25 protein-coding genes, 1 tRNA gene and 1 pseudogene are annotated in these 25,663 nt (G+C 72.3%); 14 read left to right on the top strand and 13 right to left on the bottom strand.

The features are described from left to right. Positions 1 to 238 precede the first annotated feature (238 nt). Positions 239 to 1,480 (top strand): MFS transporter, encoded by a 1,242-nt coding sequence (locus AC1C2W_RS01310; RefSeq protein ID WP_495412339.1) that lies wholly within the window; start codon positions 239 to 241, stop codon positions 1,478 to 1,480. A 97-nt stretch (positions 1,481 to 1,577) separates the two neighbouring features. On the opposite strand, the gene AC1C2W_RS01305 is transcribed toward AC1C2W_RS01310, so the two are convergent. Next, positions 1,578 to 2,105, bottom strand: a complete 528-nt coding sequence (locus AC1C2W_RS01305) for a DinB family protein (RefSeq protein ID WP_495412140.1) — start codon at positions 2,103 to 2,105, stop codon at positions 1,578 to 1,580. Between the two features lie 315 nt (positions 2,106 to 2,420). On the opposite strand from AC1C2W_RS01305, the pseudogene AC1C2W_RS01300 reads away from it, so the two are divergent. After that, positions 2,421 to 2,743: pseudogene (locus AC1C2W_RS01300) on the top strand (DUF8462 domain-containing protein). Positions 2,744 to 2,772: 29 nt separating this feature from the next. On the opposite strand, the gene AC1C2W_RS01295 reads toward AC1C2W_RS01300, so the two are convergent. After that, positions 2,773 to 2,848, bottom strand: a tRNA-Arg gene (locus AC1C2W_RS01295). A 90-nt stretch (positions 2,849 to 2,938) separates the two neighbouring features. Continuing rightward, positions 2,939 to 4,168: an ROK family transcriptional regulator gene (locus AC1C2W_RS01290; protein WP_495388168.1), complete on the bottom strand. Its 1,230-nt coding sequence runs from the start codon at positions 4,166 to 4,168 to the stop codon at positions 2,939 to 2,941. Positions 4,169 to 4,307: 139 nt separating this feature from the next. Here AC1C2W_RS01290 and xylA point away from each other — a divergent pair, with 139 nt between their 5' ends. Then, positions 4,308 to 5,474: a xylose isomerase gene (gene xylA / locus AC1C2W_RS01285; protein ID WP_495412139.1), complete on the top strand. Its 1,167-nt coding sequence runs from the start codon at positions 4,308 to 4,310 to the stop codon at positions 5,472 to 5,474. 97 nt (positions 5,475 to 5,571) lie between these two features. After that, on the top strand, positions 5,572 to 7,104 hold the full coding sequence (locus AC1C2W_RS01280) for an FGGY family carbohydrate kinase (RefSeq protein WP_495412138.1): 1,533 nt from the start codon (positions 5,572 to 5,574) through the stop codon (positions 7,102 to 7,104). Positions 7,105 to 7,316: 212 nt separating this feature from the next. Here the strand turns inward: AC1C2W_RS01280 and AC1C2W_RS01275 are convergent, their stop codons facing one another. Genes AC1C2W_RS01275 through AC1C2W_RS01265 form a run of 3 tightly spaced genes read right to left on the bottom strand, consistent with a single transcriptional unit; the run spans position 7,317 to position 8,937 of the window. Beyond that, positions 7,317 to 7,556 (bottom strand): hypothetical protein, encoded by a 240-nt coding sequence (locus AC1C2W_RS01275; RefSeq protein ID WP_495412137.1) that lies wholly within the window; start codon positions 7,554 to 7,556, stop codon positions 7,317 to 7,319. Positions 7,557 to 7,576: 20 nt separating this feature from the next. Continuing rightward, positions 7,577 to 8,137: a dihydrofolate reductase gene (locus AC1C2W_RS01270; RefSeq protein ID WP_495388172.1), complete on the bottom strand. Its 561-nt coding sequence runs from the start codon at positions 8,135 to 8,137 to the stop codon at positions 7,577 to 7,579. Beyond that, positions 8,134 to 8,937, bottom strand: a complete 804-nt coding sequence (locus AC1C2W_RS01265; protein WP_495388173.1) for a thymidylate synthase — start codon at positions 8,935 to 8,937, stop codon at positions 8,134 to 8,136. Before AC1C2W_RS01265 ends, AC1C2W_RS01270 begins: the two co-directional genes overlap by 4 nt. Before the next feature lie 193 nt (positions 8,938 to 9,130). On the opposite strand from AC1C2W_RS01265, the gene AC1C2W_RS01260 reads away from it, so the two are divergent. Further along, positions 9,131 to 9,721, top strand: a complete 591-nt coding sequence (locus tag AC1C2W_RS01260) for a hypothetical protein (protein ID WP_495388174.1) — start codon at positions 9,131 to 9,133, stop codon at positions 9,719 to 9,721. 115 nt (positions 9,722 to 9,836) lie between these two features. Beyond that, positions 9,837 to 11,213 carry an NAD(P)/FAD-dependent oxidoreductase gene (locus AC1C2W_RS01255; RefSeq protein ID WP_495412136.1) on the top strand — a complete coding sequence of 459 codons (1,377 nt, stop codon included), beginning with the start codon at positions 9,837 to 9,839 and terminating at the stop codon, positions 11,211 to 11,213. A 27-nt stretch (positions 11,214 to 11,240) separates the two neighbouring features. Here the strand turns inward: AC1C2W_RS01255 and sigJ are convergent, their stop codons facing one another. Both sigJ and AC1C2W_RS01245 read right to left on the bottom strand, forming a co-directional pair. Beyond that, the gene (sigJ, locus tag AC1C2W_RS01250) at positions 11,241 to 12,158 is read right to left on the bottom strand and encodes an RNA polymerase sigma factor SigJ (protein WP_495412135.1); all 918 of its coding nucleotides are present in this window, start codon (positions 12,156 to 12,158) and stop codon (positions 11,241 to 11,243) included. Positions 12,159 to 12,193: 35 nt separating this feature from the next. Then, positions 12,194 to 12,946, bottom strand: coding sequence for an SDR family oxidoreductase (locus tag AC1C2W_RS01245; RefSeq protein ID WP_495412134.1), 753 nt, complete (start codon positions 12,944 to 12,946; stop codon positions 12,194 to 12,196). A 112-nt stretch (positions 12,947 to 13,058) separates the two neighbouring features. Between AC1C2W_RS01245 and AC1C2W_RS01240 the strand changes: the two genes are divergently transcribed. The 5 genes from AC1C2W_RS01240 (at position 13,059) to AC1C2W_RS01220 (ending at position 17,753) form a co-directional block, all read left to right on the top strand. Continuing rightward, positions 13,059 to 13,568, top strand: coding sequence for an OsmC family protein (locus AC1C2W_RS01240; protein ID WP_495412133.1), 510 nt, complete (start codon positions 13,059 to 13,061; stop codon positions 13,566 to 13,568). Next, positions 13,565 to 14,455 carry a hypothetical protein gene (locus AC1C2W_RS01235; RefSeq protein WP_495412132.1) on the top strand — a complete coding sequence of 297 codons (891 nt, stop codon included), beginning with the start codon at positions 13,565 to 13,567 and terminating at the stop codon, positions 14,453 to 14,455. The genes AC1C2W_RS01240 and AC1C2W_RS01235 overlap by 4 nt, the downstream gene beginning before the upstream one ends. Positions 14,456 to 14,474: 19 nt before the next feature. After that, entirely contained in the window at positions 14,475 to 14,990 is a 516-nt protein-coding gene (locus AC1C2W_RS01230; RefSeq protein ID WP_495412131.1) for an SRPBCC family protein, read from the top strand. Between the two features lie 10 nt (positions 14,991 to 15,000). After that, the gene (locus AC1C2W_RS01225; RefSeq protein WP_495412130.1) at positions 15,001 to 16,281 is read left to right on the top strand and encodes an aspartate aminotransferase type Ic; all 1,281 of its coding nucleotides are present in this window, start codon (positions 15,001 to 15,003) and stop codon (positions 16,279 to 16,281) included. Positions 16,282 to 16,553: 272 nt separating this feature from the next. Next, positions 16,554 to 17,753: a hypothetical protein gene (locus tag AC1C2W_RS01220; RefSeq protein ID WP_495412129.1), complete on the top strand. Its 1,200-nt coding sequence runs from the start codon at positions 16,554 to 16,556 to the stop codon at positions 17,751 to 17,753. Between the two features lie 105 nt (positions 17,754 to 17,858). Here AC1C2W_RS01220 and ehuA read toward each other — a convergent pair whose 3' ends face one another. From ehuA to ehuB, 4 genes are read right to left on the bottom strand one after another with little or no spacing between them, the layout of a single operon-like run. Continuing rightward, a complete protein-coding gene (ehuA, locus tag AC1C2W_RS01215; RefSeq protein WP_495388183.1) occupies positions 17,859 to 18,644 on the bottom strand; it encodes an ectoine/hydroxyectoine ABC transporter ATP-binding protein EhuA in 786 nt (261 codons plus the stop codon). 28 nt (positions 18,645 to 18,672) lie between these two features. After that, the gene (gene ehuD, locus AC1C2W_RS01210) at positions 18,673 to 19,320 is read right to left on the bottom strand and encodes an ectoine/hydroxyectoine ABC transporter permease subunit EhuD (protein ID WP_495388184.1); all 648 of its coding nucleotides are present in this window, start codon (positions 19,318 to 19,320) and stop codon (positions 18,673 to 18,675) included. Further along, positions 19,317 to 20,063 carry an ectoine/hydroxyectoine ABC transporter permease subunit EhuC gene (ehuC, locus tag AC1C2W_RS01205; protein WP_495388185.1) on the bottom strand — a complete coding sequence of 249 codons (747 nt, stop codon included), beginning with the start codon at positions 20,061 to 20,063 and terminating at the stop codon, positions 19,317 to 19,319. Before ehuC ends, ehuD begins: the two co-directional genes overlap by 4 nt. A gap of 4 nt (positions 20,064 to 20,067) precedes the next feature. Next, entirely contained in the window at positions 20,068 to 20,934 is an 867-nt protein-coding gene (gene ehuB / locus AC1C2W_RS01200) for an ectoine/hydroxyectoine ABC transporter substrate-binding protein EhuB (protein WP_495388186.1), read from the bottom strand. Positions 20,935 to 21,345: 411 nt separating this feature from the next. Between ehuB and AC1C2W_RS01195 the strand changes: the two genes are divergently transcribed. Continuing rightward, positions 21,346 to 22,116, top strand: coding sequence for a GntR family transcriptional regulator (locus AC1C2W_RS01195; RefSeq protein ID WP_495412128.1), 771 nt, complete (start codon positions 21,346 to 21,348; stop codon positions 22,114 to 22,116). A gap of 55 nt (positions 22,117 to 22,171) precedes the next feature. Here AC1C2W_RS01195 and AC1C2W_RS01190 read toward each other — a convergent pair whose 3' ends face one another. Further along, entirely contained in the window at positions 22,172 to 23,578 is a 1,407-nt protein-coding gene (locus tag AC1C2W_RS01190) for a serine hydrolase domain-containing protein (RefSeq protein ID WP_495412127.1), read from the bottom strand. A 117-nt stretch (positions 23,579 to 23,695) separates the two neighbouring features. Between AC1C2W_RS01190 and AC1C2W_RS01185 the strand changes: the two genes are divergently transcribed. Further along, on the top strand, positions 23,696 to 24,751 hold the full coding sequence (locus AC1C2W_RS01185; protein ID WP_495388189.1) for an ATP-binding cassette domain-containing protein: 1,056 nt from the start codon (positions 23,696 to 23,698) through the stop codon (positions 24,749 to 24,751). Next, positions 24,748 to 25,584: an ABC transporter permease gene (locus AC1C2W_RS01180; RefSeq protein WP_495388190.1), complete on the top strand. Its 837-nt coding sequence runs from the start codon at positions 24,748 to 24,750 to the stop codon at positions 25,582 to 25,584. Before AC1C2W_RS01185 ends, AC1C2W_RS01180 begins: the two co-directional genes overlap by 4 nt. Positions 25,585 to 25,663: the final 79 nt, after the last annotated feature.

The raw sequence follows: 25,663 nt of genomic DNA, 5'->3' as shown, positions 1-25,663 counted from the left end.
CACGTAGACGCCCCCTCGGCGGGGGGTCCGAAGGGGCGTCGGGCCGGGCACGGCCCGGCAGAGGACAGCGCGCACCGCGCAGGGGGCGGGCGATGCGCGCCGTCACCGTGAGTTTGCCGCTCGGCCGGGGCGGCGTCAATATGCGAAGCGGACGATCCTCGCAACTCGAAGCCGCACCCCAGGAAAATGCGGCGTGGCCCGCGGTCGCCGCCACCTAGGCTGGGCGCCCGTGAAACGAATGGTCGAGACGGTGGCACCCGCCCGGATGGGCACCGGGTTCCGGTGGCTGATGTCGTCGTCGTGGGTGAGCAACATCGGCGATGGCGTCGCCCTGGCGGCAGGCCCCCTGCTGGTGGCCTCGCAGACGGACTCGGCGATGCTCGTCGCCCTGGCCGCGATGCTGCAGCGGCTGCCCTGGCTCGTGTTCGGCCTCTGGGCCGGCGTGCTCGCCGACCGGCTCGACCGCCGTCGTCTCGTCATCGTCGCCAACCTGCTGCGCGCCGTCGTCGTCGCCGCTCTCTGCGTGGTCATCGTGACCGGGCACGTGAACATCGCCGTGGTGCTGGCCGCGATGCTGCTCATGGGGGTCGCCGAGGTGTTCGCCGACACCACCTCGCAGACCCTGCTGCCCATGCTGGTGCGGCCCGCCGACCTCGGCATCGGCAACTCCCGCCTCCAGGCCGGGTTCCTCACCGCCAACCAGCTCGTCGGGCCGCCCGTCGGCGCGGCACTCTTCGCCGCCGGCGCCGCGTGGCCGTTCGTCCTGCAGGTCCTGACCGTGCTGCTCGCGGTGCTGCTGGTGCGCAAGCTCGTCCTCACGCCCGTACCGCCGCGTGACGGCGCGGCGGCGGGGGCAGCGGACGTGCCCCGCAAGGTGCGGCACGACATCGCCGAGGGCCTGCGGTGGATCTGGACCAACCCGCCGGTGCGCACGCTCGCTCTGGTCATCCTGGTCTTCAACGTCACCTGGGCGGCGCCCTGGGCCATCCTCGTGAAGTACTCGCTGGACCACCTGCACATGGGGCCGGTCGGGTTCGGGCTGCTCATCACCGCCTCCGCGATCGGCGGGCTGATCGGCACCTTCTCCTACGGGAGCCTCGAGCGGCGCTTCTCCCTCACCACCCTGATGAAGGTGTGCCTGTCCCTCGAGGTGCTGTTCCACCTGGCGCTAGCCCTCGCGACGACGGGATGGGCCGCGATGGCGACCCTCTTCGTCTACGGCGCGTACGCGTTCGTGTGGGGCACGGTGTCGAACACCGTGCGCCAGCGCGCCACGCCCACCCGGTTCCAGGGCCGCGTCGGGTCGGTCTACATGATGTGTGTTTTCGGCGGCATCGTCGTCGGCAACGCCATCGGGGGCTTGCTGGCCGAGCACTGGGGACTCACCGCGCCCATGTGGTTCGGCTTCGTCGGGGCCGGCCTCACACTCGTGCTCGTCTGGCGCCAGCTCGCGCACATCGCGCACACCCGGGCCGACTGACCGCGAGGTAGTCGAGATCCCCGCGAGGTAGTCGAGATCCCCGCGAGGTAGTCGAGATCCCCGCGAGGTAGTCGAGATCTCGGCGAGGTAGTCCGGGCTACTCCCCCGTCACGCCGTCGGCGAGCTCGCGCGCGACGTCGAGGTGCCCCGCGTGCCGCGCGTACTCCTGCAGCACGTGGAAGCAGATCCAGGCGAGCGTGGGCGGGTCGCCGTCGTCGGCCGTGAAGCGCCCGCCGGTGGCGCCGCGCTCCGCGAGGTCGTGCGCGGCGAGGATGCGGCGCGTGCGTTCCCCGCCCGCGTGCAGCGCGGCGAGCAGCTCGTCGCGCCCGACGACGGCCGGCACGCTCCACGGCGCGTCGAGGGTGGCGTCGGCGTTGTCACCCCAGGGCCTGCCCACCTGCTCCCCGAGGAACCCCCACACGAACCAACGGCGCTCCATGTGCACCAGGTGCGTCAGCATCTCCAGCGGTGTCCAGCCCGACGGGAGCAGGCTCGTGCGCAGCTGCTCGTCGGTCAGGCCGTCGAGCTTCCGCTCCACCGTGGCGCGGTAGAAGTCGAGGTAGGACACGAACTGCGCCGCGGAGTCGGCAGAGTCCAGGCGGGGTTCGACGTCGGAGAGCGGCATGGCCCGAGGATACGGCGCACCGATCTGCGCGGAGTGCCTGCTACGCCGACTCGCCCTTCCTGGGACGAGGACGGGCGAGGCCATTGTCGTCGTTCGCGCGAGTCGCTACGCGACTCTCGTTGTCGACGGCATCGTCGACCCGGAGCCCGCCGCACGGGAGGCACTCGTTCTTCCCGCGCGGCTTCCCGCGCGGGCCGAGGGAGTCGACTTCGAAGTCTCGGCCGTGAACGAGATCATCCGTTACACAGAGGGATACCGTCCTTCCTGCAGGAGCACGGTCGAGCCGCGTGGAATGTCGCCGAAGAGCCGACAATCATGGGCGCGGACGTCGCCCCCGCGTGCGACGTCGTCGAAGCCGAGCTGGACGAGAGCTTCTTCCGCGTGCGCGTCCAACGCTGCTCCCCCGAGGAGCTGCGATACATGCGGGCAATGGCCGAGCTAGGACCTGACGCTCAGAAGGACAGCGACGTGGTCGCAGTCCTGAGCAAGACTTCGGAACAGGTCGCACCGATCCGCGCACGACTCATCAGCGGGGCCTGCTCTACAAGCCGCGCCATGGGTACGCGAAGTTCACGGTTCCACAGTTCGACCGCTTCATGAAGCGCTACATGGAACTCGATTCCGTGCCGACCGCATGACTGCCCCCACGTCGGAATGTCCGGCCAGGTGGTGCCCGCGGCGCGACTCGAACGCGCGACCTACCGCTTAGGAGGCGGTTGCTCTATCCACTGAGCTACGCAGGCTCGACCGCCGAGACGGTCGTTCGTACGAGCGCCCCTGCGGACCGCTCGACGACGCCCACAGCCTAGCGTCCGACAGCTCGACGACCGGAATCAGACCCAGCCGGCTGGGTCTGCCACCACCGACCGCAGCACTTCGCGCGCACCGCCGGTGAGCGCAGCGTGCTGGCCGGCGGCGGCGGGGCGCACGTCGACCGGCGCGAAGGGCGCGGCGAGCGCGCGCTCCTCCACCACGTCGGCCACGACGTGCCCGACCCAGCCGTACAGCTCGGAGTACGCGCCGCCGAGCACGATCGTCGAGACGTCGACGAGGTTGACGAAGGTCGCGAGCGCGGCGCCGAGCGCCCGACCCGCGCGCCGCACGGTGTCGAGCGCGGCGGCGTCGCCGGCGCGCAGCAGGTCGACCACCGCGTCCACGGGGGCGGACGTCGGCAGACCCGATCCGCGCAGCAGCACCTCCTTGCCTGCGTACTGCTCGAGGCAGCCCGTGGCGCCGCAGGAGCAGCGGGGCCCGGCCGGGTCGACGACGACGTGCCCGATCTCGCCGTTCCACCCCCGCTCCCCCAGGAAGAGCTGCCGGTCGACGACGATCCCCGCCCCCACGCCGACATCGCCGGAGACGTACAAGAACGACGGCGGCACGTCCCCGGCGAGCTCGGCGAGCGCCGCGAGCTTCGCCTCGTTCGCCACCTCGACGGCGAGCGCCCGCCCGTCGCCGGCGCGCAGGTCGAGCTCCGGCACGGGCTCGAGCGACGACCAGCCCAGGTTGGGCGCCACCTCGAGCCGGGCCCCGCGGGCGTCGACGAGCCCGGGCAGCGCGAGCCGCGCCCCGGCCACCCGCATGCCGGCGCCTTCCACCTCGGCGATCGCCTCGGCCGCGAGCGCCCGGAGCCGCCGCAGCACCTCGCGCGGGTCGGAGTCGTGCAGCGACCCGGTCACGACGCGCTCGGCGACGACGTCACCCACGAGGTCGAGCGCGCGCACCCCGAGGTAGTCGACGTTCACTTCGAGCCCCAGGCCGACGACGGACCTCCCGGCGGGCACGAGCGGGACGGCGGGCCGGCCGGCGCGCTGAGCGGCGACCGGCGGCAGCTCGACCACCAGCCGACCGGCGACGAGGCGGTCGACGAGGGTCGACACGGTGGCGCGGGTGAGGCCGGTGGCGGCGGCGACGTCGGCGCGCGACGGTGGTGTCTCGGCCTCGAAGACGGCGGCCGCGACGAGTCTCAGGTTCCGCTCGCGGAGGGTGTGCTGGCGCGAAGCCGCACTGCCGGCGGGCGCTGGTCGCGCCGGAGCGGGCGTCGTCGTCGAGGTGGCTGGCACGTGTTGACTCTAGCCCAGCGACACGCAATAGTTCAGCCATACAACAAAACGCCGTGCGGACGCGACGCCGCTTCACCGCACGCCGTCCCGGCACCGCTCGACACCCCGACCCGGCACCCACCTCAACGAGGAGAATCCCGTGAGCGACATCAAGTACTCGTTCGGCCTCTGGACCGTCGGCTGGCCGGCTGCCGACCCGTTCGGCACCGCCACCCGCCCCGACCTGGACCCGGCGGAGTCGATCCGCAAGCTGGCCGACCTCGGCGCGTGGGGCTTCACGTTCCACGACAACGACGTCTTCCCGTTCGGCGCCGAGGGCGCCGAGCGCCAGAAGCACATCGACTCGGTGAAGAAGGCCTCCGAGGAGTCCGGTCTCGTCTGCGAGATGGTCACCACCAACACCTTCACGCACCCGATCTTCAAGGACGGCGCGTTCACCTCGAACAACCGCGAGGTGCGCCGCTACGGCCTGCGCAAGGTGCTGCGCAACGCCGACCTGGCCGCGGAGATGGGTGCCTCGACGTTCGTCATGTGGGGCGGCCGCGAGGGCACGGAGTACGACAACTCCAAGGACCTGCACGCCGCGCACGCCCGCTACGCCGAGGGCATCGACACCGTCGCCTCCTACATCAAGGAGAAGGGCTACGACCTGCGCATCGCACTGGAGCCCAAGCCCAACGAGCCCCGCGGCGACATCTTCCTGCCGAGCATCGGCCACGCGATCGCCCTCATCGACACGCTCGACAACGGCGACATCGTGGGCCTCAACCCGGAGACGGGCCACGAGCAGATGGCCGGCCTCAACTACACCCACGGCCTCGCCCTGGCGCTGTACGCGGGCAAGCTGTTCCACATCGACCTCAACGGCCAGCACGGCCCGAAGTACGACCAGGACCTGGTCTTCGGCCACGGCGACCTGCTGAGCGCGTTCTTCACGGTCGACATGCTCGAGAACGGCTTCCCGAACGGCGGCCCGACGTATGACGGCCCGCGCCACTTCGACTACAAGCCGAGCCGCACCGAGTACCTCGACGGCGTGTGGGAGTCGGCCAAGGCGAACATGGAGACGTACGACATGCTCGCCGCGAAGGCCAAGGCCTACCGCGAAGACACCGAGGTGCAGAAGGCCTTCGAGCACGCCGGCATCTTCGAGCTGGGCGAGACGACGCTGGCCGCGGGCGAGTCGTTCGACGACTTCCTCGCCGACCGGTCCGCCTACGAGGACGTCGACATCGACGCGGTCGCCGAGCGCGACTACGGTCTGGTGCGGCTGCACCAGCTCGCGCTGAAGCACCTCATCGGCTGACCCGAACCACCGATCGCAGGTTGAGCCTGTCGAGACCGCGCCCGCGGGTTTCGACAGGCTCAACCTGCAACGCCCCCGTACCGAGAAGGAAGCAACGATGCCCCTCGTCGCCGGCGTGGACACCTCCACGCAGTCCTGCAAGATCGTCGTCCGTGACGCCGAGACCGGGCGGCTGGTGCGCTCCGGCACCGCCAGGCACCCCGACGGCACGTCGATCGACCCGCAGCACTGGTGGGACGCGTTCGTCGCCGCGTCGGCCGAGGCCGGCGGGCTCGCCGACGTCGCCGCGATCTCCGTCGGCGGGCAGCAGCACGGGCTCGTCGCCCTCGACGCCGAGGGCCGCGTGATCCGCGACGCGATCCTGTGGAACGACACCCGCTCCGCGCCTGCGGCCGAGGACCTCATCAGCGAGCTGGGCGACCCCTCGACCCTTCGACAGGCTCAGGACGGCGCAGGCTCAGGACGGCGCGGCGACCGCGACGCCGGCGCGCAGGCCTGGGCCGACGCGGTCGGCTCCGTGCTCGTCGCGTCCCTCACCATCACCAAGCTGCGCTGGCTGCGCGACGCCGAGCCCGAGAACGCGGCGCGCGTCGCCGCCGTCGCGCTCCCGCACGACTGGCTGACCTGGCGCATCGCCGGGTACGGGCCCGAGGGCGAGTCGCCGCTCGGCCCGCAGCTCGACGCGCTCTTCACCGACCGCTCCGACGCGTCCGGCACCGGGTACTACGACGCCGAGGCAGACGGAGGCGCGGGCGCCTACCGCCCCGACCTGCTGCGGCTGGCCCTCGGCCGCGACGACGTGCTCCTGCCCCGCGTGCTCGGCCCGGCGGAGTCCGGCGGCGTGGCGCACGCCTCGGTGGCCGGCACGGACGTCCCGGACGGCGCCCTGCTCGGCCCCGGCGCCGGCGACAACGCCGCCGCGGCCCTCGCCCTCGGCATGAGCCCCGGGGACATCGCCATCTCCATCGGCACGTCGGGCGTCGTGTCCGCCGTGGCGCCGGCGCGCACTGCCGACGGCACCGGCGCGATCAACGGCTTCGCCGACGCGACCGGCAACGCCCTGATGCTCGCCGTCACGCTCAACGCCGCCCGCGTGCTCGACGCCGCCCGGTCGGTGCTCGACGTCGACGTGCACGCGCTCGCCGACCTGGCGCTCGCCGCGCCCCCCGGCGCGGACGGCCTCGTGCTGGTGCCCTACCTCGAGGGCGAGCGCACCCCGAACCGGCCCGACGCGACCGGCACGCTGCACGGCATCCGGCTGGCGACGTCCACCCGCGAGCACCTCGCCCGCGCGTACGTCGAGGGCATGCTGTGCGGGCTGGCGGACGGCCTCGACGCCCTGCGGGAGCGGGGCGTGCCCATCGAGCGGGTCATGCTCATCGGCGGCGCGGCGCAGTCGCCTGCCGTGCAGCAGGTGGCCACCCAGGTCTTCGGGCTCGAGATCGCCATCCCCGAGCCCGGCGAGTACGTGGCCGACGGCGCCGCGCGCCAGGCGGCGTGGGTGCTCGCGGCGGCCGACGACGCCGGCGCGGACGCCCCGGCGTGGTCCACGACCGTCGCCACCACGCTCGACGCCGACCCGCAGCCGGTGATCCGCGAGCAGTACGCCGCCGTCCGCGACCTGGCCTGAGCCGTTGACCTGGTCGACGCGGTCCGCGCGGCCCACCTCGCAGCGGTCGAGGAGCGGGCCCGGCCGTCGGCCTGCTGGCCGCCGAGGGCGCGGTGAGCCTCCACGACCCCGTCGTTACCTCTGGCTACCCCGCACGGCGGCTGGCTGATGTTCGGCATGGGCGGGCTCCCGAGCAGGCAGACCAGCCCCGCAGCGAGGAACCACCAGCCCGACTAGCCGGCGACGGGGTCGGCGGCGAACGAGACGGTGACGTCGTCGAGGGTGACGTCGGTCAGCGGCTGCTCGGGCAGGCCGTACAGGAACCCGGCTGCGGCGTGCACGTCGCGCGCGGTGACGTGCGCGAGGTGGATGCGCCGGAAGACGGGCGTGGACGCGTCCACGGGGTGCGGGTTCCGGTCGGACACGTGCGGCTCCTTGCCGTCCCGGCCGCAGAAGTAGAAGGGGTTGATCACGAACGGACACAGGTTTCGCACTACCTCGCGGGAGGTCGGGGCTCCCTCGGGGTTGCGCGGGTGTAGGTGCGGATGCGGTAGCTCACGGCACCAGGACCGGACGAGGTCGCCCACTCCGCGCCGTCGTCGAGCGCCACGATCCCGTCGGCAGGTACCCACGCGTCGGGGGCGACGGCGGGGGCGAACGTGTCGCCCTCGACGTCGAGGTCGATCTGCGTGACGACGAGCCGGTCCGCGAGCGCCAGCGCGGCGGCGTAGAGCTCGCCGCCGCCCATGACCCAGGTCTCGTCGCCGCCCGGGGCGGCGGCCGCCACGGCCAGTGCCTCGTCCAGGGAGCCGGCCGCGACGGCGCCGTCGTCCGCCCAGCCCTGCTGCCGGGTCACGACGACGTTCGTCCGGCCGGGCAGCGGGCGGCGCGGCAACGACTCCCACGTGCGGCGCCCCATGACGACGGGATGCCCGGCGGTGGTGGCCTTGAAGTGCGCGAAGTCCTCGGGCACTCGCCACGGGATGGTTCCGGACGCGCCGATGACGGGCCGGCCCGCGGCGTCGCGCGCCTGGGCCCAGATCAGCCCGATCACACCGCGACCGGGGCCTTGATGCCCGGGTGGTGCTGGTAGCCCAGCACCTCGATGTCCTCGTAGGCGTAGTCGAAGATCGAGTCCCGCGGCGCGAGCGTCAGCCTCGGGTAGGGGTACGGGTCGCGCGCGAGCTGGGTGCGCACCTGCTCCACGTGGTTGTCGTAGACGTGGCAGTCGCCGCCCGTCCAGACGAACTCCCCCACCTCGAGGCCGGTCTGCGCGGCGACCATGTGCGTGAGCAGCGCGTACGACGCGATGTTGAACGGCACGCCGAGGAACAGGTCGGCCGAGCGCTGGTAGAGCTGGCAGCTCAGCTTCCCGTCGGCCACGTAGAACTGGAACAGCAGGTGGCACGGCGGCAGCGCCATGTCCGCGAGCTCGGCCACGTTCCACGCGCTCACGATGAGGCGCCGCGAGTCGGGGTCGACCTTGATCTGGTCGATGACGCTCGCGATCTGGTCCACGTGCTGTCCCCCCGGCGTCGGCCACGACCGCCACTGCACGCCGTAGACCGGGCCCAGCTCGCCCTCCGGCGACGCCCACTCGTCCCAGATCGACACGCCGCGCTCCTGCAGCCAGCGCACGTTCGACTCGCCACGCAGGAACCAGAGCAGCTCGTACGCGATCGACTTCAGGTGCACCCGCTTGGTGGTGATCAGCGGGAAACCCTGGCTCAGGTCGTACCGGAGCTGCCGGCCGAACACGCTGCGCGTGCCCGTCCCCGTGCGGTCGTCCTTGTGCGTGCCGTGCTCCAGCACGTCGCGCAGGAGGTCTTCATAAGGCGTGGGGATCGCGGCCATGCCGGCCAGTCTAGGTTCGTCCGCCAGTCGATGGCCGACGCCCTGACGATGTGTCGGGACCGTGGCAGGATCCGTCGCGACAACGAGAGAGAGGCAGCTCATGAGCACAGCCCCGGACGCCTCCGGCCGAGACGGCCAGGCACCACCTCGCCCGCGCCGCAGCCGTGCAAGCAAAGCTGCTCTGGCGGGTTCGGTGCTCGTCGCCGCCGGCGCGCTCGTCCGTCTGCCGATGCTCGTCGATGGAAGCGATGGCCCGTTCATCGGCGGGCTGGTAATCGGCCTGGCGATCGCCGTCCTGATCTTCGCCTGGTACGGGCGCCGGATGCGGCGCCAGCTGTCGACGGTCGCTCGTGCCCGCCCGTTCGCGGAGGTCGTGCTCGTCCTGACCACGCCGGAGCTTTTCTCCGAGGCTCGTCGCCTGGGCGTGGGCACCCGACGCATCTCCGCGACGAGCAGCGAATACGCCGTTCTCGCTGTTCTTCCCGACCTGGCCGAGATCTGGTTCCGGGGCGACGACGTGCCTCGGTGGCAGGTCGACCGGTCGCCAGCGACGTCGGTGCGCGTGGAGCAGGTCCGCATCCAGCTGGGCACCTTCGACCAGCTCCACGTCGCCGACACCCGGGCTTCTCTCGACGTCGTCCCCGTCGACCCGCGTGTGAGCCGGCTGCTCTCCCGGTCGGCGCGACGAGTCGAGCTTGAGCGAACACTCCGCGTACTCGGCGAGGAAGTCGCGGTTCGGGGCGGCAGTTCGGGTTCAGGTCGGCAGTTCGAACTGCCGACCTGAACCCGAACTGCCGTCCCGACGTCTCCGACGTCACACCGATCGGGTGTCACGTCGCGACCCCACCGTGCGGTCGACATGGTGAGAGCGCCCACAGGGCGCGGCGGAGGAGGAGACCATGCAGCGCATCGTCGTCGTCGGTGGTGGCTACGCCGGGTTCACGGCGGCCCGGGAGCTCGAGAAGGGCCTCCGGCGCGAGCTGCGCCGGGGCGACGCCGAGCTCGTCCTCGTCGACCCGCGCCCGTACATGACATACCAGCCGTTCCTGCCCGAGGTCGTCGCCGGGTCGATCGAGGCCCGGCACGCGGCGGTGTCGCACCGGCGGCACCTGCGCCGCACGCGGCTCGTCGACGGGACGGTGGAGCGCATCGACCACGCGGCCCGCGCCGTCGTCGTGCGCCCCCGCTCCGGCGAGCCCTACCGGCTGGCCTACGACACGGTGGTGGTCACGGCGGGCGCGGTGACCCGTGTCTTCCCGGTCCCGGGCGTCGCCGAGCACGCGATCGGCATGAAGCACGTGGAGGAGGCCGTCGCGATCCGCGACCGGCTGCTCACCTCGTTCGACGAGGCGGCGAGCCTGCCGCGCGGCCCGGAGCGACAGCGGCTGCTCACGGTGACGTTCGTGGGCAGCGGCTTCTCCGGCGTCGAGGGGTTCGCCGAGCTCCTGTCTTTCGCCCACGACCTGCTGCGCAGGTACCCCGAGGTCGATACCTCCGAGCTCCGGTTCCACCTGGTGGAGCGGAACGACCGCATCCTGCCGGAGGTCTCGGACCGCCCGGGCCGCTGGGTGGGGGAACAGCTCGAGCGGCGGGGGGCGCACGTCCACCTCGGCACAGGGCTGGCCTCGGCGGAAGGCGGCGTCGTGACCCTCTCGACGGGCGAGTCCTTCGCCTCGGGCCTGCTGGTCTGGACGGCGGGCAACGCGGCGAACCCCGTCGTCGCGACCCACACCGACCTGCCGGTCGACGCGCGCGGGTACGTCGTCGTGCGGCCCGACCTGCGGGTCGGGACCGACGACGCGCCGGTCGACGACGCGTGGGCCGCGGGCGACGGCGCCGCGGTGCCCGACCTCGCCGTCCCGCGCCCGGGCGCGCTCGCCGTCCCCAACGCGCAGCACGCCGTGCGGCAGGGCCGGCGCCTGGCCAGCAACCTCGTCGCGGCCCGCCGCGGGCGGCCGACCCGCCCGTACGTGCACGGGAGCCTCGGGGTGGTCGCCACCCTCGGCCTCGGCTCCGGCGTCTTCCAGTACCGCCGGCTGGTGGTGCGCGGGCGTCTCGCGTGGCTGATGCACCGCGGCTACCACGTCCTCGCGATCCCCACGTGGGAGCGCAAGGTCCGGGTGGCGGCGGTGTGGCTCACGGCCGCGGCGTTCGGGCGCGACGTCGTGTCGCTGGCCGCGGTGCAGACGCCCCGGGCCGCGTTCGCGGCCGCGGTACCGCCGGTCCCCGCCGAGCACGACGCGGCGAAGGCCGACAGGCCGCTCCGCACGGCCTGAGCACGACCGGGCTGAACACGACCGGGCTCAGCCCGCGGCGGCGTACCCGGCGAGCTTGTCGGGGTTGACCTGCACGTACAGGTGCTCCACCAGGCCGTCCACGACGTCGAGGGAGACGAGCGCGAAGGGCGAGGCGTCGACGTCGACGACGATCGCGGGCAGGCCGTTGGCTTCGACGGCGCGCACCTCGCCGACGTTCCAGTACTTGCGCCACACGTTGTCGAAGAACAGCGACACCCGGGCCGGCCCCGCGAGCTCGGTGCGCGACGCGTGCACGCGCCCGCCGCCGTCGGGGTGGGCGACGACGTCGTCGGCGAGGTAGCGCTCGAACCGGGCCAGGTCGCCCTCGTGCGCGGCGGCGACGAACTCGTCGAGCAGGCGCCGGTGCTCTCCCGCTTCCACGGGCACGGCCTCCCGGCGGCCGAACCGGTCGCGGGCCCGGCGGGCGAGCTGCCGCGCGTTCGCCTCGCTGAGGTCGAGGATCTCCGCGACGCGCCGGTGCGGGTACCCGAACGCCTCGCGCAGCACGTAGACGGCGCGCTCGACCGGCGTGAGTCGCTCCATCAGCAGCAATGTCGCCGTCTCCAGCGCCTCGGCCCGCTCGGCGCCCAGCGCCGGGTCCTCGGAGGTGTCGACCGGCTCGGGCAGCCAGGGGCCCACGTAGGTCTCGCGCCGAGCGCGCGCGGAGGTCGCGGCGTTGATGGCGAGCCGGGTCGTCACGGTGGTGAGGAACGCGGCGGGGTTCTGCACGGCGTCGTGGTCGGCGCCCTGCCAGCGGATCCAGGCGTCCTGCACCACGTCCTCCGCCTCCGCGACGCCGCCCAGCATGCGGTACGCGATGCCGAACAGCTGCGGGCGGACGGCGAGGAACGCGTCGAGCGCCCCGGAATCCTCGGTCTCGTCGAGGGCGCCGGGGCGCTCCCGCGCGGGCGGGCGCGTGGTCATGCGGTCACGCTACGCCGCGGGTCGTGCGAGAGCGGTCACGCGGCCCGTCGGGCGGCGACGAACTCGGAGTACGTCACCGTGCCGTGCCGCGAGTCGCCCTGCGGCACGATCGAGTCCTCGGCGAGCACGGCCCCGAAGTAGGGGGCGGCCGGATCGGCCACCACCTCGCGGTCGTCGCCGGCGGCGGCGAGCGCGGCCCGGATGAACCCGTCGAACCGCACCCGTTCCGGGCCCGCGACCTCGACGACGCCGTTCGTGGGCTCGGCCGCGGCGAGCTCCGCGACGGCCCGCGCCACGTCCGCCGACGCGATCGGCTGGAACGCGACCGGCGGGATGCGCACCACGCCGTTCGTCGTCGCGCCGTCGGCGATCCGCGGCCCGAACTCGAAGAACTGCGTGGCCCGCACCACCGACCAGCTGGTGCCCGCGGCGCGGATCAGCTCCTCCTGCGCCGCCTTTGCCCGCAGGTACCCGGAGTCCGGGTTGCGGTCGGTGCCGACGATCGAGAGCGCGACGTGGTGCCGCACCCCCGCCCGCTTCTCGGCGTCGAGCAGCGTGCGGGTCGACGTCGTGAAGAAGCGCAGCACGTCGTCGTCCGCGAAGGACGGCGAGTTCGACACGTCCACCACGACGTCGGCGCCCGCGAGCGCCTCGTCCACGCCCTGGCCCGTGAGGGTGTCCACGCCCGTGCTGGGCGCGGCCGTGACGGCCTCGTGGCCGGCACCCTTCAGGTCCGCGATGACCTGGCTGCCGATGAGGCCGGTCCCACCGACGACGACGACCTTCATGACGATCTCCTCTCCTGGGTGCGGCCCGTGGCCGCCTGACACCTGCTCGACCGGACAGGGCGTCGCGGCGTGACACCGGGAGAGCTCGGCGCAGGAGTGCGAGGATCGACTCATGACGGACCAGAGCCCCACGACCGACAGCTCGAGCGACCCGGCGCCCGCCGTGACGCCGTCGCCCACCGACCCGCTGTGGGTGGAGCGCACCGGCACGCGCACGTATCGCGGCTTCTCCGCGCGCGGCGCGACCGTCGAGGTCGGCCCGGTCGAGGCCGGCGCGGTCTTCACCCCCGGCGAGCTGCTGAAGGTGGCGCTCGCCGCGTGCGCCGGGATGAGCAGCGACGTGAAGTTCTCCCGCGTGCTGGGCGACGACTACAAGGTCGTCGTCCGGGTGGAGGACCCCAAGGACCTGGACGAGGACCGCTACCCGGTGCTCACGGAGCGCTTCGAGATCGACCTGTCGGGGCTCGACGAGCAGACCCGCAACAAGACGCTCCTGCTGGCGCAGCGCTCCATCGACCGCGTCTGCACCGTGGGCCGCACGCTCAAGGCCGGCGCGCTCGTGCCGCCCGCGGTGTTCGAGCAGCCGGAGGCCGAGGACGAGGCGGAGGCGGAGGCCTCATGATGCCGCGCGACGTGGACCCGACCGACGAGACCACGCCGGGCGGCGAGGTCGTGCAGCCGGACGGCGCGGAAGCGGGCGCCACCGGCGACGCCGTGTCGCGGCGCGAGGAGTGGGCGAAGTACCGACCGACGCCGATGCTCGACTCGCTCCTCGACAAGGCGGTCACCATCCCGTCGGCGGCGATCCACAAGCACGTGGACCGGCTGCGGGCGCGCAACCCCGAGGCCGACCCTGCGCACATCGTCCGGCTGCTGGAGAAGGAGTACCTGACCCTGCTCACGACGGCCGGCGGCGCGGTGGGCGCCGCCGCGACCGCGCCGGCGGTGGGCACGGCGGCTGCCACCGCCCTCACCACGGGCGACGTCGCGACGTTCTTCGCCTCCTCCTCGGCCTTCGCCCTGGCCGTGGCCGACGTGCACGGCGTCGAGATCGACGACGTGCCGCGCCGCCGGGCGCTGCTGCTCGCGACCGTGCTGGGCGACCGCGGCGCGCGTGACGTGGAGAACGCGATCGGCGGCTCGACCGTGGCGTGGGGCAAGGTGCTCCTGACGTCGATGCCACAGACCACGCTCAAGCGGGTCAACAAGATGCTCACCCGCCAGTTCCTCAAGCGGCAGGTCGCCAAGCAGGGGTCGTTGGCGCTGGGGCGGCTGCTGCCGTTCGGCGTCGGGATCGTCGTGGGCGTCACGGGCGGACGCGCGCTCGGGCACGGCGTGGTGGCGCAGTCGCGCCGTGCGTTCGGGCCGCCGCCGGATCGCTTCCCGCGCGTCGTGGAGGGATCGCTCGAGGGCGGGCCGCCCCGCCGTCGGGCGCTCGACGCGGGCGGCGGACGGCGGACGCCGAGCCGGTGGCTGCCGCGCCGCAAGGGCCCCAAGGAGGAGCAGTGACGCTCGTGCGGGCCCGGCGATGACGGCGGAACGTCCCGCCCGTCGCGTCGAGGTGGCGCGGATCGTGCCCGCGGAGGCCTCCGTCGCGTTCGCCTGGGTGGCGGACCTGCGCACCCACCCCCGCTGGATCGTCGCGACCCGCCTCGAGGGCCCGGCGGGGCCCGGGCCCGAGGTCGGCTCCCGCTACGCGATGGCCAGCGGCCCGGGCGCCCGCCGCGATCCCCGCAGCGCCCTGGGCCGCCTGGTGGTCGTGGACCACATGGCCGTCGAGCTGCTCGAGCGCCCGTCCACCACGGCGGCGCGCGTGGGCCGCACCCGGCTGCACAAGCTCGGGCCCGTGCTTCGGGGCGACGCCGGGTTCGACGTCGTGCCCCTAGACGCCGGGCGGTGCCGCGTCGTGTGGTGGGAGGAGGCGTACCTCGCCGGGCCGCTCCCCCGCGTCCTCACGGACCCCCTGGTCGGGCTGTTCCTCCGCAGGTTCATGCAGGTCTCACTGGCCCGCCTGTCCCGGCGGCTCACCCGCCCGGGCCGGTAGAGTCGCCGACGTGAGCACCGAGCCAGCCCCTGCACAGGACCTCACCGGCCGCCTTGGCGACCTACGCCGCGAGTATGCGGACCTGCAGGCGCGCAGCCTGAAGCTCGACCTCACCCGCGGCAAGCCGTCGGCCGAGCAGCTCGACCTCGCCGAGCCGCTGCTGGCCCTGCCGGGCGAGGGCGTGCACACCGACGACACCGGCGCCGACGCCCGCAACTACGGCGGGCTCGCGGGCCTGCCGCAGCTGCGACGCATCTTCGCCGAGCTGCTCGGGGTACCGGTGGACCAGCTGCTCGCCCAGGGGAACGCGTCCCTCACCCTCATGTACGACACGGTGGTGCAGGCCCTGCTGTTCGGCGTGCCCGGGTCCGAGCGCCCGTGGTCGCGCGAGGAGCAGATCACGTTCCTGTGCCCCGTGCCCGGCTACGACCGGCACTTCGCGATCTGCGAGGAGCTGGGCATCCGCATGGTCACGGTGCCGATGACCCCCGACGGCCCGGACGCCGAGGCCGTCGCCGCGCTCGTCGCCGACGACCCGAGTATCAAGGGCCTGTGGGTGGTCCCGACCTACGGCAACCCGGACGGCTCCGTGGTCTCCGAGGCCGTGGCCCGCCGCCTGGTGTCGATGCCCGCCGCGGCCCCCGACTTCCGCATCATCTGGGACAACGCCTACGCCGTGCACCACCTCACGGAGCACGAGACGAAGTCGGCGAACGCGATCGAGCTCGCCGCCGAGGCCGGCCACCCCGACCGGGTGCTGATGTACGCGTCGACGTCCAAGATCACCTTCGCCGGGTCCGGGATCGCGTTCTTCGCGGCGTCGCCCACCAACGTCGCCTGGTTCACGAAGCACCTCGGCATCCGGTCCATCGGCCCGGACAAGGTCAACCACCTGCGCCACGCCATCTTCTTCGGCGACGCCGAGGGCGTCCGCGCCCACATGCGCAAGCACCGCGAGATCCTCGCGCCCAAGTTCGCCGCCGTCACGACGACCCTGGCCGAGCGCCTCGGCGACCTCGGGATCGCGACCTGGACGGAGCCTCAGGGCGGCTACTTCGTGTCGGTCGACGTCGAGCCGGGGACGGCGTCGCGCGTGGTGCAGCTCGCCAAGGAGGCGGGCATCGCGCTGACGCCGGCCGGGGCCACCTTCCCGTACCGCCGCGACCCGCTGGACCGCAACATCCGGTTGGCGCCCACGATGCCGCCGCTGGACGAGGTGCGCGTCGCCATGGACGGCGTCGCCACCTGCATCCTGCTCGCCGCCGCGGAGGCCGCCTCGCTCGCGGGTTGAGCCTGTCGCACCCGAACGCTGTGGGCACGAAATCGGGGACTATTCGGTCACGGATAGTCCCCGATCTCGTGCCCACAGCGATGTCATGTGGGGCGTCACAGGATCTCCCCGCTTCCTCTCGGCCGGGCTCACCGGGGCACGATGCGGCGCGCACACCGCCGTCCTAGGCTGTGAGGGACGCCCGCGGCCGACGCCGAGCCCGCGGCGCGCGGCTCGTGTGCCGGCGGTCAGCGGGCGTCGGACCGACGACCCCCGACCTGGACGCGACGCCCGTGACCTCTCCCTCCCCCTCCCGCACGCCGGACCCCGCCGGCCAGAGCACCGACACCTCCCCTGCCCCCAGGGACGAGCCCGTCAAGGCTCGGCTCTCGCTCACGCAGGTCCTGGCGAGCGGCCTCGCGGCGGTGAGCGCCACCGTCCTCCTGTCGTTCTTCGGCGCCGCCGGGACCATCATCGGGGCCGGCCTGGCGAGCGCCGTCACGGTGATCGGCAACTTCCTCTACACGCGCTCGATCGAGAAGACGCAGGAGCAGCTGAAGCCCGTCGTCAACCAGATCGTGGCGCGCGGCGTCGTACCGGCGGGGGCGCGCTCGCGCTCGACCATCACGATCCCGCTCGACGGCGGCCAGGGACAGGCAGGCGAAGACGCGACGACGCCCCTTGCCCGCGTCGAGCCCACCGCCGAGCCCACCGTCGAGCGCCGCTCCGTCAGCGCGCTGCGGGAGGACCCGGTCACGACGACGGCGCCCCTCGGCGCCCTTCCCGGCGAGGTGTCCCCCACCGAGGTGCTTCCTGCCGAGGACGCTCTGGCCGAGAACCTTCTGGCAGAGGGTGTGGCTACCGGCGACGAGCAGCCCACCAACGCCTGGCTGCGCCTCGTGGAGCGGCACGGCAGGGCGAAGGTCCTGACGGTATCGGCCCTCGCGCTGTTCGTCGTGGTCATGGGCGTGGTGCTGGTCGTCGAGCTCGTGATCGGCAAGCCGCTCTCCGACGCGGTGCGCGGGCAGGAGGGCTCCGGCACCAGCATCAGCCGGGGCACCACGGACACGCCCGACGACTCGACCACCGTGCCGACCAGCCCGACGGACGACCCGGCGAACGTGCCGGACGACGACTCCGGCCGCGGCACCGGGGACGGCTCCTCGACCGACCCGACCGACGACCCCACCGACCAGCCGACCGACGGGTCCACGCCCACGGAGGGCACCGACGGGTCAGGCGACACGTCGACGGGCGGGGACACCGGCGGCACGGACGGCAGCACCGGAGACAACGGCGACACCGGCGGCTCGACGGACGACGACACCGAAGACGACACGACCGGCGGCTCGGACGGCTCCGGGAGATCCGGTGAAGACACCGGCGGCACCGGCTCGGACACAGGATCCGGCACGGACACCGGGTCGGGCACGGACACCGGGTCGGGCTCGAGCAACGGGAGCGCCGAGCAGGCCCCCGCGCCGACCTCCTGAAACCACCCCTCAAACGCCGAACAGGCGGTTGCTGTCGCTATGCCGTCCGAGGACGCGCCATAGCGACAGCAACCGCCTGTTCGGCGGCACGGGCGCGGAGGGAGCTCAGCCGAGGACGGCCTTGAGGAACTCCTGCGTGCGCTCGTGCTTCGGGTTGGTGAACATCGTCTCGGGGTCCGCCTCCTCGACGATCTTGCCGTGGTCGAACATCAGCACCCGGTTGGATACCTCGCGGGCGAACTGCATCTCGTGCGTGACCAGCAGCATCGTGATGTCCGTGTTCTGGGCGATCTCGCGGAGCACGCCGAGCACGTCGGCGACGATCTCCGGGTCGAGGGCCGAGGTGACCTCGTCGAGCAGCAGGATCTCCGGGTCCATCGCGAGCGCACGGGCGATCGCGACGCGCTGCTGCTGACCCCCGGACAGCTGGTTCGTGTTGAAGTCCCGTTTCTCGGACATGCCGACCTGCTCGAGGAGCTGCTCGGCGCGCTCGATGGCGTCCTTCTTCGACTTGCCCAGCACGTGGATCGGCGCCTCGGTGATGTTCTCCAGCACCGTCATGTTCGGGAACAGGTTGAACTGCTGGAACACCATCCCCACGCGCTTGCGCACCACCCGGCGGCGCTTCTCGGGGATCTCGACCCACTTGTCACCGCGGTACTCGTGCGTGTATGGGTCCCCGTCGATGAGGATGAGCCCCCCGTTCGCCTCCTCGAGGGTCATGAGGAGGCGCAGGATCGTCGTCTTGCCGGACCCCGACGGGCCGATGAGCGTCACGCGGTCGCCCTGCGCGACGCTGAAGTTCAGCTTGTCGAGCACGACGTTGTCGCCGAAGCGCTTGACGACGTCCTTGAACTCGATGGCGGGCGCGTCGCCCGGGGCGGTAGTCATGGTCTGGCTCCCAGCGGAGGTTTTCGGGTCAGGCAAAGCGGATCTCCATCCGTCGCACGAGCAGCGACGTCGGGTAGCTCACGATAAGGAAGAGCAGGCCCACCATCGTCAGCGGCTCGACGTAGGAGAACGTGTTGGCGCCGAAGTTCTGCGCGGCCTGGTACATCTCGACCACGGTGATCGCGAAGAGGAACGGGGTCTCCTTGAACATGGAGACCGCATAGTTCCCCAGGCCCGGCAGGGTCTTGCGGATCGCCTGCGGCAGGATGATCGCGAACCAGGTCCGCGACTTCGGAAGGTTGAGCGCCGTGGCTGCCTCCCACTGACCCGCCGGCACCGCCTCGATGCCGGCGCGGTACACCTCGGACATATAGGTGGCGTAGTGCACGCCGAGCACACCGAACCCGATGACGAGCGGCGGGATGTCGACCAGCAGCAGCCATACGAACACGAGCTGCACCAGCAGTGGCGTCATGCGGATGAAGTCGACGACGAACCGCAGCGGTCCACGGATCCACCGGGTCGGCGCCCGCATCGCCAGGGCGATGAAGAGCCCCAGGATCGAGGCGATCACCATGCCCACGACCGTCGCCTCGATGGTGACGACCAGTCCGCGAAGGAGCTCGGGCAGGACCTCCCAGGCCGTCTCCCAGTTCCAGAGGCTGTCCTCGTTCATGCCACGCCTCCCTTCACGCGGACGATCTCGGTCGGGACGCCCGGCTTCAGGCCGAACACGTCACGCAGCCGCGGCCGGGTGCCGCGGCCGAGGCGACGCTTGGCCTGCTCCTCGAGCCAGTTCATTCCCCAGGTGAGGACGTAGGCGATCACGAAGTAGATGATGAGACCGCAGCCGAAGCTGAAGAACGTGTCCCGCGTGCTGCGCTGGAGCTCGTCGGTCCACCAGTACACGTCGTGCAGAGTGATGTAGTAGGCCAGCGCCGAGCCCTTGAGCAGCTGGATCAGCAGGTTCGCCAGCTGGGGGATCATCAACGCCCAAGCCTGTGGGAAGACCACACGACGCACCTTGTGGAACCAGCCCAGGTTGAGGGCCGTCGCGGCCTCCCACTGCCCGGACGGGACGGACGCGATGGAGCCTCGCACCACCTCGGCGCCGTAGGCCCCGTAGTTGAGGCCGAGGGCGACGATGGCGACCGCGAGCGCCTCCATCTTGAAGCCGAACTGCGGCAGGACGTAGAAGATCCAGAAGATCTGGACCACCAACGACGTGCCCCGGAAGAACTCGATCACGACTCGGGACGGCCCGCGCACCCAGAGCGACCGGGTGCGCGACCCGAAGCCCAGGACGAGCGCGACGGTCATCGCGAGGACGGCGCCGCCGAGCGTCATCTCGAGGGTGACGACGACGGCGCTGCCGAGGTTGGGAAGACGATCGATCAGTGTCTGGATGTCATCCGACATGCGGTCAGGAATCCAGCCCCAGCTCGTCCTGGATGGCCTTCAGGTCGCCCTCGCAGAGCATCTCGGTAGTCAGGCCCTCCGGCGGGAACTCCGCCTCCGTGAAGCCGAACGGCTCCATGATCTCGAGCCACTTCTCCTTGTCGCCCGTGATCTTGGCGAGCTCCTCGTTGTAGGCGTCGAGCAGCTCGGTGTCGCCCTTGCGGAAGACCTCGGAGCCGGCGCCGATCTGCGGCACGCCGTCGATCGTGGCGACGAACGCGTCGGTAGCCTCGACGGGCTCGTCGGTGCTCTCGGCAAGCGCACGGATCGAGATCCCGGTGAGCGCGAACGCGTCGGCACGGCCCGTCACGACGGCGTTCAGGCCGTCGGTCGAGTCGCCGACCGTGATCGTCTTGACGCCCGTGTCCTTGGCGTAGCCGTCCTCGATCGCGCCGCTGGTGACGGCGAGGGTGAGGCCGGAGTCCTCCACCGACTGCCAGTCGGTCAGGTTGTCGGGGTTGCCCTCGGGCACGAGGAACGCCGTCGTGTACATGATCGTCGGCTCGGCGAAGGCCGCCTGCTCGCAGCGCTCCGGCAGGATCGACATGCCCGCAGAGACCGTGTCGTAGCGGTCGGCGTTGAGCCCGGGGATGAGTGAGTTCCACTCGGTCTGGATGCCTTGGACGTCGTCGACACCGAGCGCCCCGAAGATCTCCTTGTCGAGGGCGATGGTCGCGCCGGTGAGCTCGCCGTCTTCCTCGTAGCTGTAGGGCTGCTCGCCGTTGAATGCGACGTTGACCGTCCCGGCGTCCTGGATCTTCTGCAGGGTCGAGCCTTCGCCGTCGCCCGAGCCGCCTTCGTCGACGCTCGAGCAGGCGGCCAGTGCGGTCATGGTGAGAACGGAGCCGGCGGCAAGGAACGCTCGGCGACGCTTCGTGGTCCTGGTGGACGGCACGATGTCTCCCTTCCGTGGTCCGACGTCGGGATCCGTCGCCGGATCCGTCGTCAGGGCCTGGGGTACGTGGACGATCGGACACGGTAGCGCCGATGTTGCTGGTGCGACAATCTACGTGTCCGGCTGTCGGATTGTCTACAATCGCTCCGTGCGGCCGGAGTACACCCTCCGATCGCGCAACGCCGCAGGTCAGCGAAGTGCGGCCGCGATCGGCCGGTCGTGTCACGGGCGTGTCAGAGCCTCGACAGGACTGCGTCACAGTCTGGTCACGATCTGGTTCGTGGCCGGATCGCGAGATGATGTGCCGGCTCGGGACACCACGCCCCGGGCCTCGCGGAAGGAGAGCAGATGACCGCGTCGTCACGGGTCCCCGTCGGCAGCGCACCCCACCTGTCGCCGGTGACACGACCGTCGACGGTCGACCTCATCACTGTCGAGCTGCGCAACGCCGTCTACTCGGGCGCGCTGCCGGTGGGGTCGTCGATCCGCGAGGTCGAGATGTCGAGCCAGCTCGGCGTCAGCCGAGGCCCGTTCCGGGAGGCCGCGCAACGCCTCGTCCAGGAGGGGCTCCTGCGGTCGACCCCCGGCCGGGGGCTCAGCGTGAAGCGGGTCGGGGCGGACCGGGTCCGCGCCCTGTACGAGGCGCGCACCGTCGTCGAGACGTCCGCCGCCCGCCTCGCCGTCGAGCACGCGACCGCGGCGCAGGTCGCGGCCGTCCGTGCCGCGCACGACGCCCTCGTCGGCGCGGAGCGCGACGAGGACGCCCGGCGCGTGGGCGACACCGACCTCAACGTGCACTGGACCCTCGTCGCCGCCGCCGGGAACCCGTGGCTGCTGCGCTGGATGACGACGCTCATCGTGGAGGTCCGCATCGCGACCTTCACCCTCAGCGAGGACTACGCCGTGCGCAAGGACGCCGCCGAGTCGCACGTCGACCTGGTCGAGCGCCTCGAGGCCCGGGACGCCGACGGCCTCGTCGCCGCGATCCGCGCCAACCTCGACGACGCCGTCGTCCGCCTGCTCGCGCCCGAGACGGTCGAGGTCGAGACGTTCGACGAGCCGCGCCCCGCCCCTCCCCCCCGGCTCGAGCCCATCACGCCCACGTTCCCTGAGCCCTGAGTGTTGTGAGTGCGTCTGGGCCTGTTTCGCCCCCGGAACAGGGCCAGACGCACGCTCACAACCCGGCACGGCGGGCGAGCTGCGCCTGCCGCTCGCGCTCGTAGTCCTCGGCACGCCACGACGTCTGCCCGCCGACGACGATCGCCGCGACGCTGCCGTCGCCCTCCCGCAGCACCTCCACCGGCTCCCCCACCGGCCCGAAGCCGTCGTGCAGCTCCGGGCGCAGCACCTCGCCGTCGATCGTCACCGGCTCCGCCCCGGCGAACGGGTCGGCCTGCGCCGGATCGATCAGCCACAGCCGCCCGCCCAGGCGCACGACGTCCGTCAGGCCCCAGAGGTTGGCGAAGCGACCCGTCCAGCGGTCGAGCTCGGCAGGGTCCGGACCGGCGTCGGGACCGGTGTCGCGGGCGTCGATGGCCGCCACCACCAGGGCGAACAGGCCCGTCGCGACGGCGTCCGCCGGGCCGTCCACGGCGTTCGTCAGCACCGAGACGACGACCCGTCCGGCGGGATCGGCCCAGGTGCGGCTGAGCTGCCCGGGGAAGCCCCCGGAGTGCCCGACCACCCGCCGGCCGGCGATCTCGCGCGTCTCGAACCCCAGGCCGTAGCGCCGCAGCCGGTCGTGCGGACGGTCGATCACGGACTCGTCGCGCTGCAGCAGCCGCCGGGTCTCCGGCCGCAGCAGGTCGGACCCGTCGAGGTGCGCGGCGAACCACCGCACCAGGTCGCCCGCCGTCGAGCAGAAGCCCGTCGCGGGGGCGAGCGCGCCGGTCGTCGCGGATGCCACGGGCAGGCGCCCGTCATCGGAGACGCCCCGCGCGGAGTGACCCACGACCGCGAGGGCGTCGCCGTCCAGCTCGGGCGACGTGCTGCCCAGCCCGAGCGGTCCGAGGAGGTCGGCGCGCACGTGCGCCGCGAACGACGCGCCCGTGACCGCCTCGACCACGAGCCCGAGCAGCCCGTAGGCGAGGTTCGAGTACTTGAACCGCTCGCCGCGCCCGAGGACCTCGCCGTCCGCGCGGACGGACGCGATCAGCGTCTCCCGGTCGGGGAACGGCGCGCCGAGCTGCAGGAAGTCGGCGTCCCGGCCGTCGCGGCGCACCCCGCCGGTGTGGCCGAGCGCCTCGCGGAGGGTCACGCGGCCGACGGCGGAGCCCGCAAGTTCCGGCAGGTGCGCCTCGAAGGGGTCGTCGAGGCGCAGCGCGCCCCACTCCGCCAGTCGCGCCACCGCCGTCGCCGTGAACGTCTTGGAGTGCGACGCGACCCGGAACACGTGGTCGGTGCGCAAGGGCTCGCCGGTGGTCACGTCCGCGACACCCCACGCGCCGTCGAGCACCACCGAGTCGTCCACCGAGTCGTCCTCCACCAGGACGGCGTACTGGACGCCCGGCACACGGGCGAACCCGGCCTGGGTCGCGACCCACGCGGCGAGGTGGTCGGTGTCGAGGAGCTCCGTGGTCATGGCGGCCACCATGCCACGGGCCGCGAGGGCGATGAGCGATGAGCGATGAGCGATGAGTCCTCCGTCGGAGGGCCGTCCTAAAGTGGTACGTGACGCACGTCACCCACGGGAGACCTTATGACCGACCCGCCCACGAACCACACCCCCGCCGGCGGGCCCGCCCGCGACGACCTCGCCGTCGACGCCCGCGGTCTCGTCAAACACTTCACCACGCGCAAGCAGGTCACCAAGGCCGTCGACGGCATCGACCTGCACATCCCCGCCGGTAGCGTCTTCGGCCTGCTGGGACCGAACGGAGCCGGCAAGACCACGGTCGTCCGCATGCTCGCCACGCTCCTGCGACCGGACGCGGGCGACGCTCGCGTGCTGGGCCACGACGTCGTGCGGGACGCCGACACCGTGCGCAGCGCCGTCGGGCTCACCGGCCAGTACGCCTCCGTGGACGAGGACCTGACCGGCACCGAGAACCTGCTCATGCTCGCCAGGCTCTACGGCTTCAAGGGTGCCGCGGCGCGGCGGCGGGTCGAGGGTCTGCTCGAGGCGTTCGGCCTCTCCGACGCCGGCCCGCGACAGGTCAAGACGTACTCCGGCGGCATGCACCGCCGGATCGACCTGGCCGCGTCCCTCGTCCTCGCGCCGCGCGTGCTCTTCCTCGACGAGCCCACCACGGGCCTGGACCCGCGCAGCCGCAACCAGGTGTGGGACATCGTGCGCGTCCTCGTCGCCGACGGCGCCACCGTGCTCCTCACCACCCAGTACCTCGAGGAGGCCGACCAGCTCGCCGACCGGATCGCCGTCATCGACCACGGCAAGGTCATCGCCGAGGGCACGTCCACCGAGCTCAAGCGGTCGGTGGGCCAGGGCGCCGTGACCATGCGCCTCGCCGACGCGTCCCAGCGGGCGGCCGCCGCGAGCGTCGTCGAGAAGGTGCTCGGCTCCGGGCCGACGCTGCCCACCGACCCCTACGCCCTGTCGGCCCGCGTGCCCGACGACGGCGCTGACGCCGTGGCGCGGCTCCTCCCGGCGCTCGGCGAGGCGGGCATCGCCGTGCCGGAGTTCACGCTCGGCCAGCCGAGCCTCGACGAGGTGTTCCTGACCATCACGGGACAGCCGCTGCCGGCCGAGGAAGACGCCGAGGCCGAGCCCGCCGACGCCCAGGAGGTGTCCCGATGACCACGTCCACGGACCCCGCCGAGATCACGACCACCACGCTGCGCGAGGCAGTGGCGCTCACGGAGCGGCCCGCCCGGCCGTCGGCCGTCGCGATGACGCTGACCTTCGGGTGGCGGGCGCTGCTGAAGATCAAGCACGTGCCCGAGCAGCTCTTCGACGTGCTCGTCTCGCCCGTGATCTTCACGCTGATGTTCACGTACCTCTTCGGCGGAGCGCTGGCGGGGTCGACGTCGGCCTACATCCAGTTCCTGCTGCCCGGCATCCTGGTGCAGACGATCGTCATCGTCACCGTGTACACCGGCTACACGCTCAACACCGACATCACCAAGGGCGTGTTCGACCGGTTCCGGTCGCTGCCGATCTGGCGGCCCGCGCCGATCGTCGGGGCGCTGCTCGGCGACACCGTGCGCTACTCGATCGCGTCGGTCATGACCATCGGGCTGGGCCTCATCATCGGGTTCCGCCCCGACGGCGGGTTCGTGGGCGTGGTCCTCGGCGTGCTGCTGCTGCTCGTCTTCGCGTTCTCGCTGAGCTGGATCTTCACGATCCTGGGCCTGCTGCTGCGCACCCCGAACGCGGTGATGGGCGTGTCGATGATGGTGCTGATGCCGCTGACGTTCGCGTCCAACATCTTCGTGGACCCCTCGACGATGCCCGCGGCCCTGCAACGCTTCGTGGACGTCAACCCCGTATCCCACCTCGTCACCGCCGTGCGCGGCCTCATGGCCGGCCAGCCCGACAGCGGCGAGATCGTCTGGGTGCTCGTCGCCGCCGTCGTCCTCACCGGCATCTTCGGCCCCATCACCATGCGCCTGTACCGCACCCGCCACTGACCCCACCCATCGTTGTGGGCGTGGGGTGGGGGGACATTTCGGAACCAAAAAGGCACCCCCCCACCCCACCAACACACCC

This window comes from Isoptericola sp. Y581, assembly GCF_059445475.1.
Note: the sequence above shows the minus strand (reverse complement) of the source record. Positions and strands in the feature narration are given on the sequence as shown.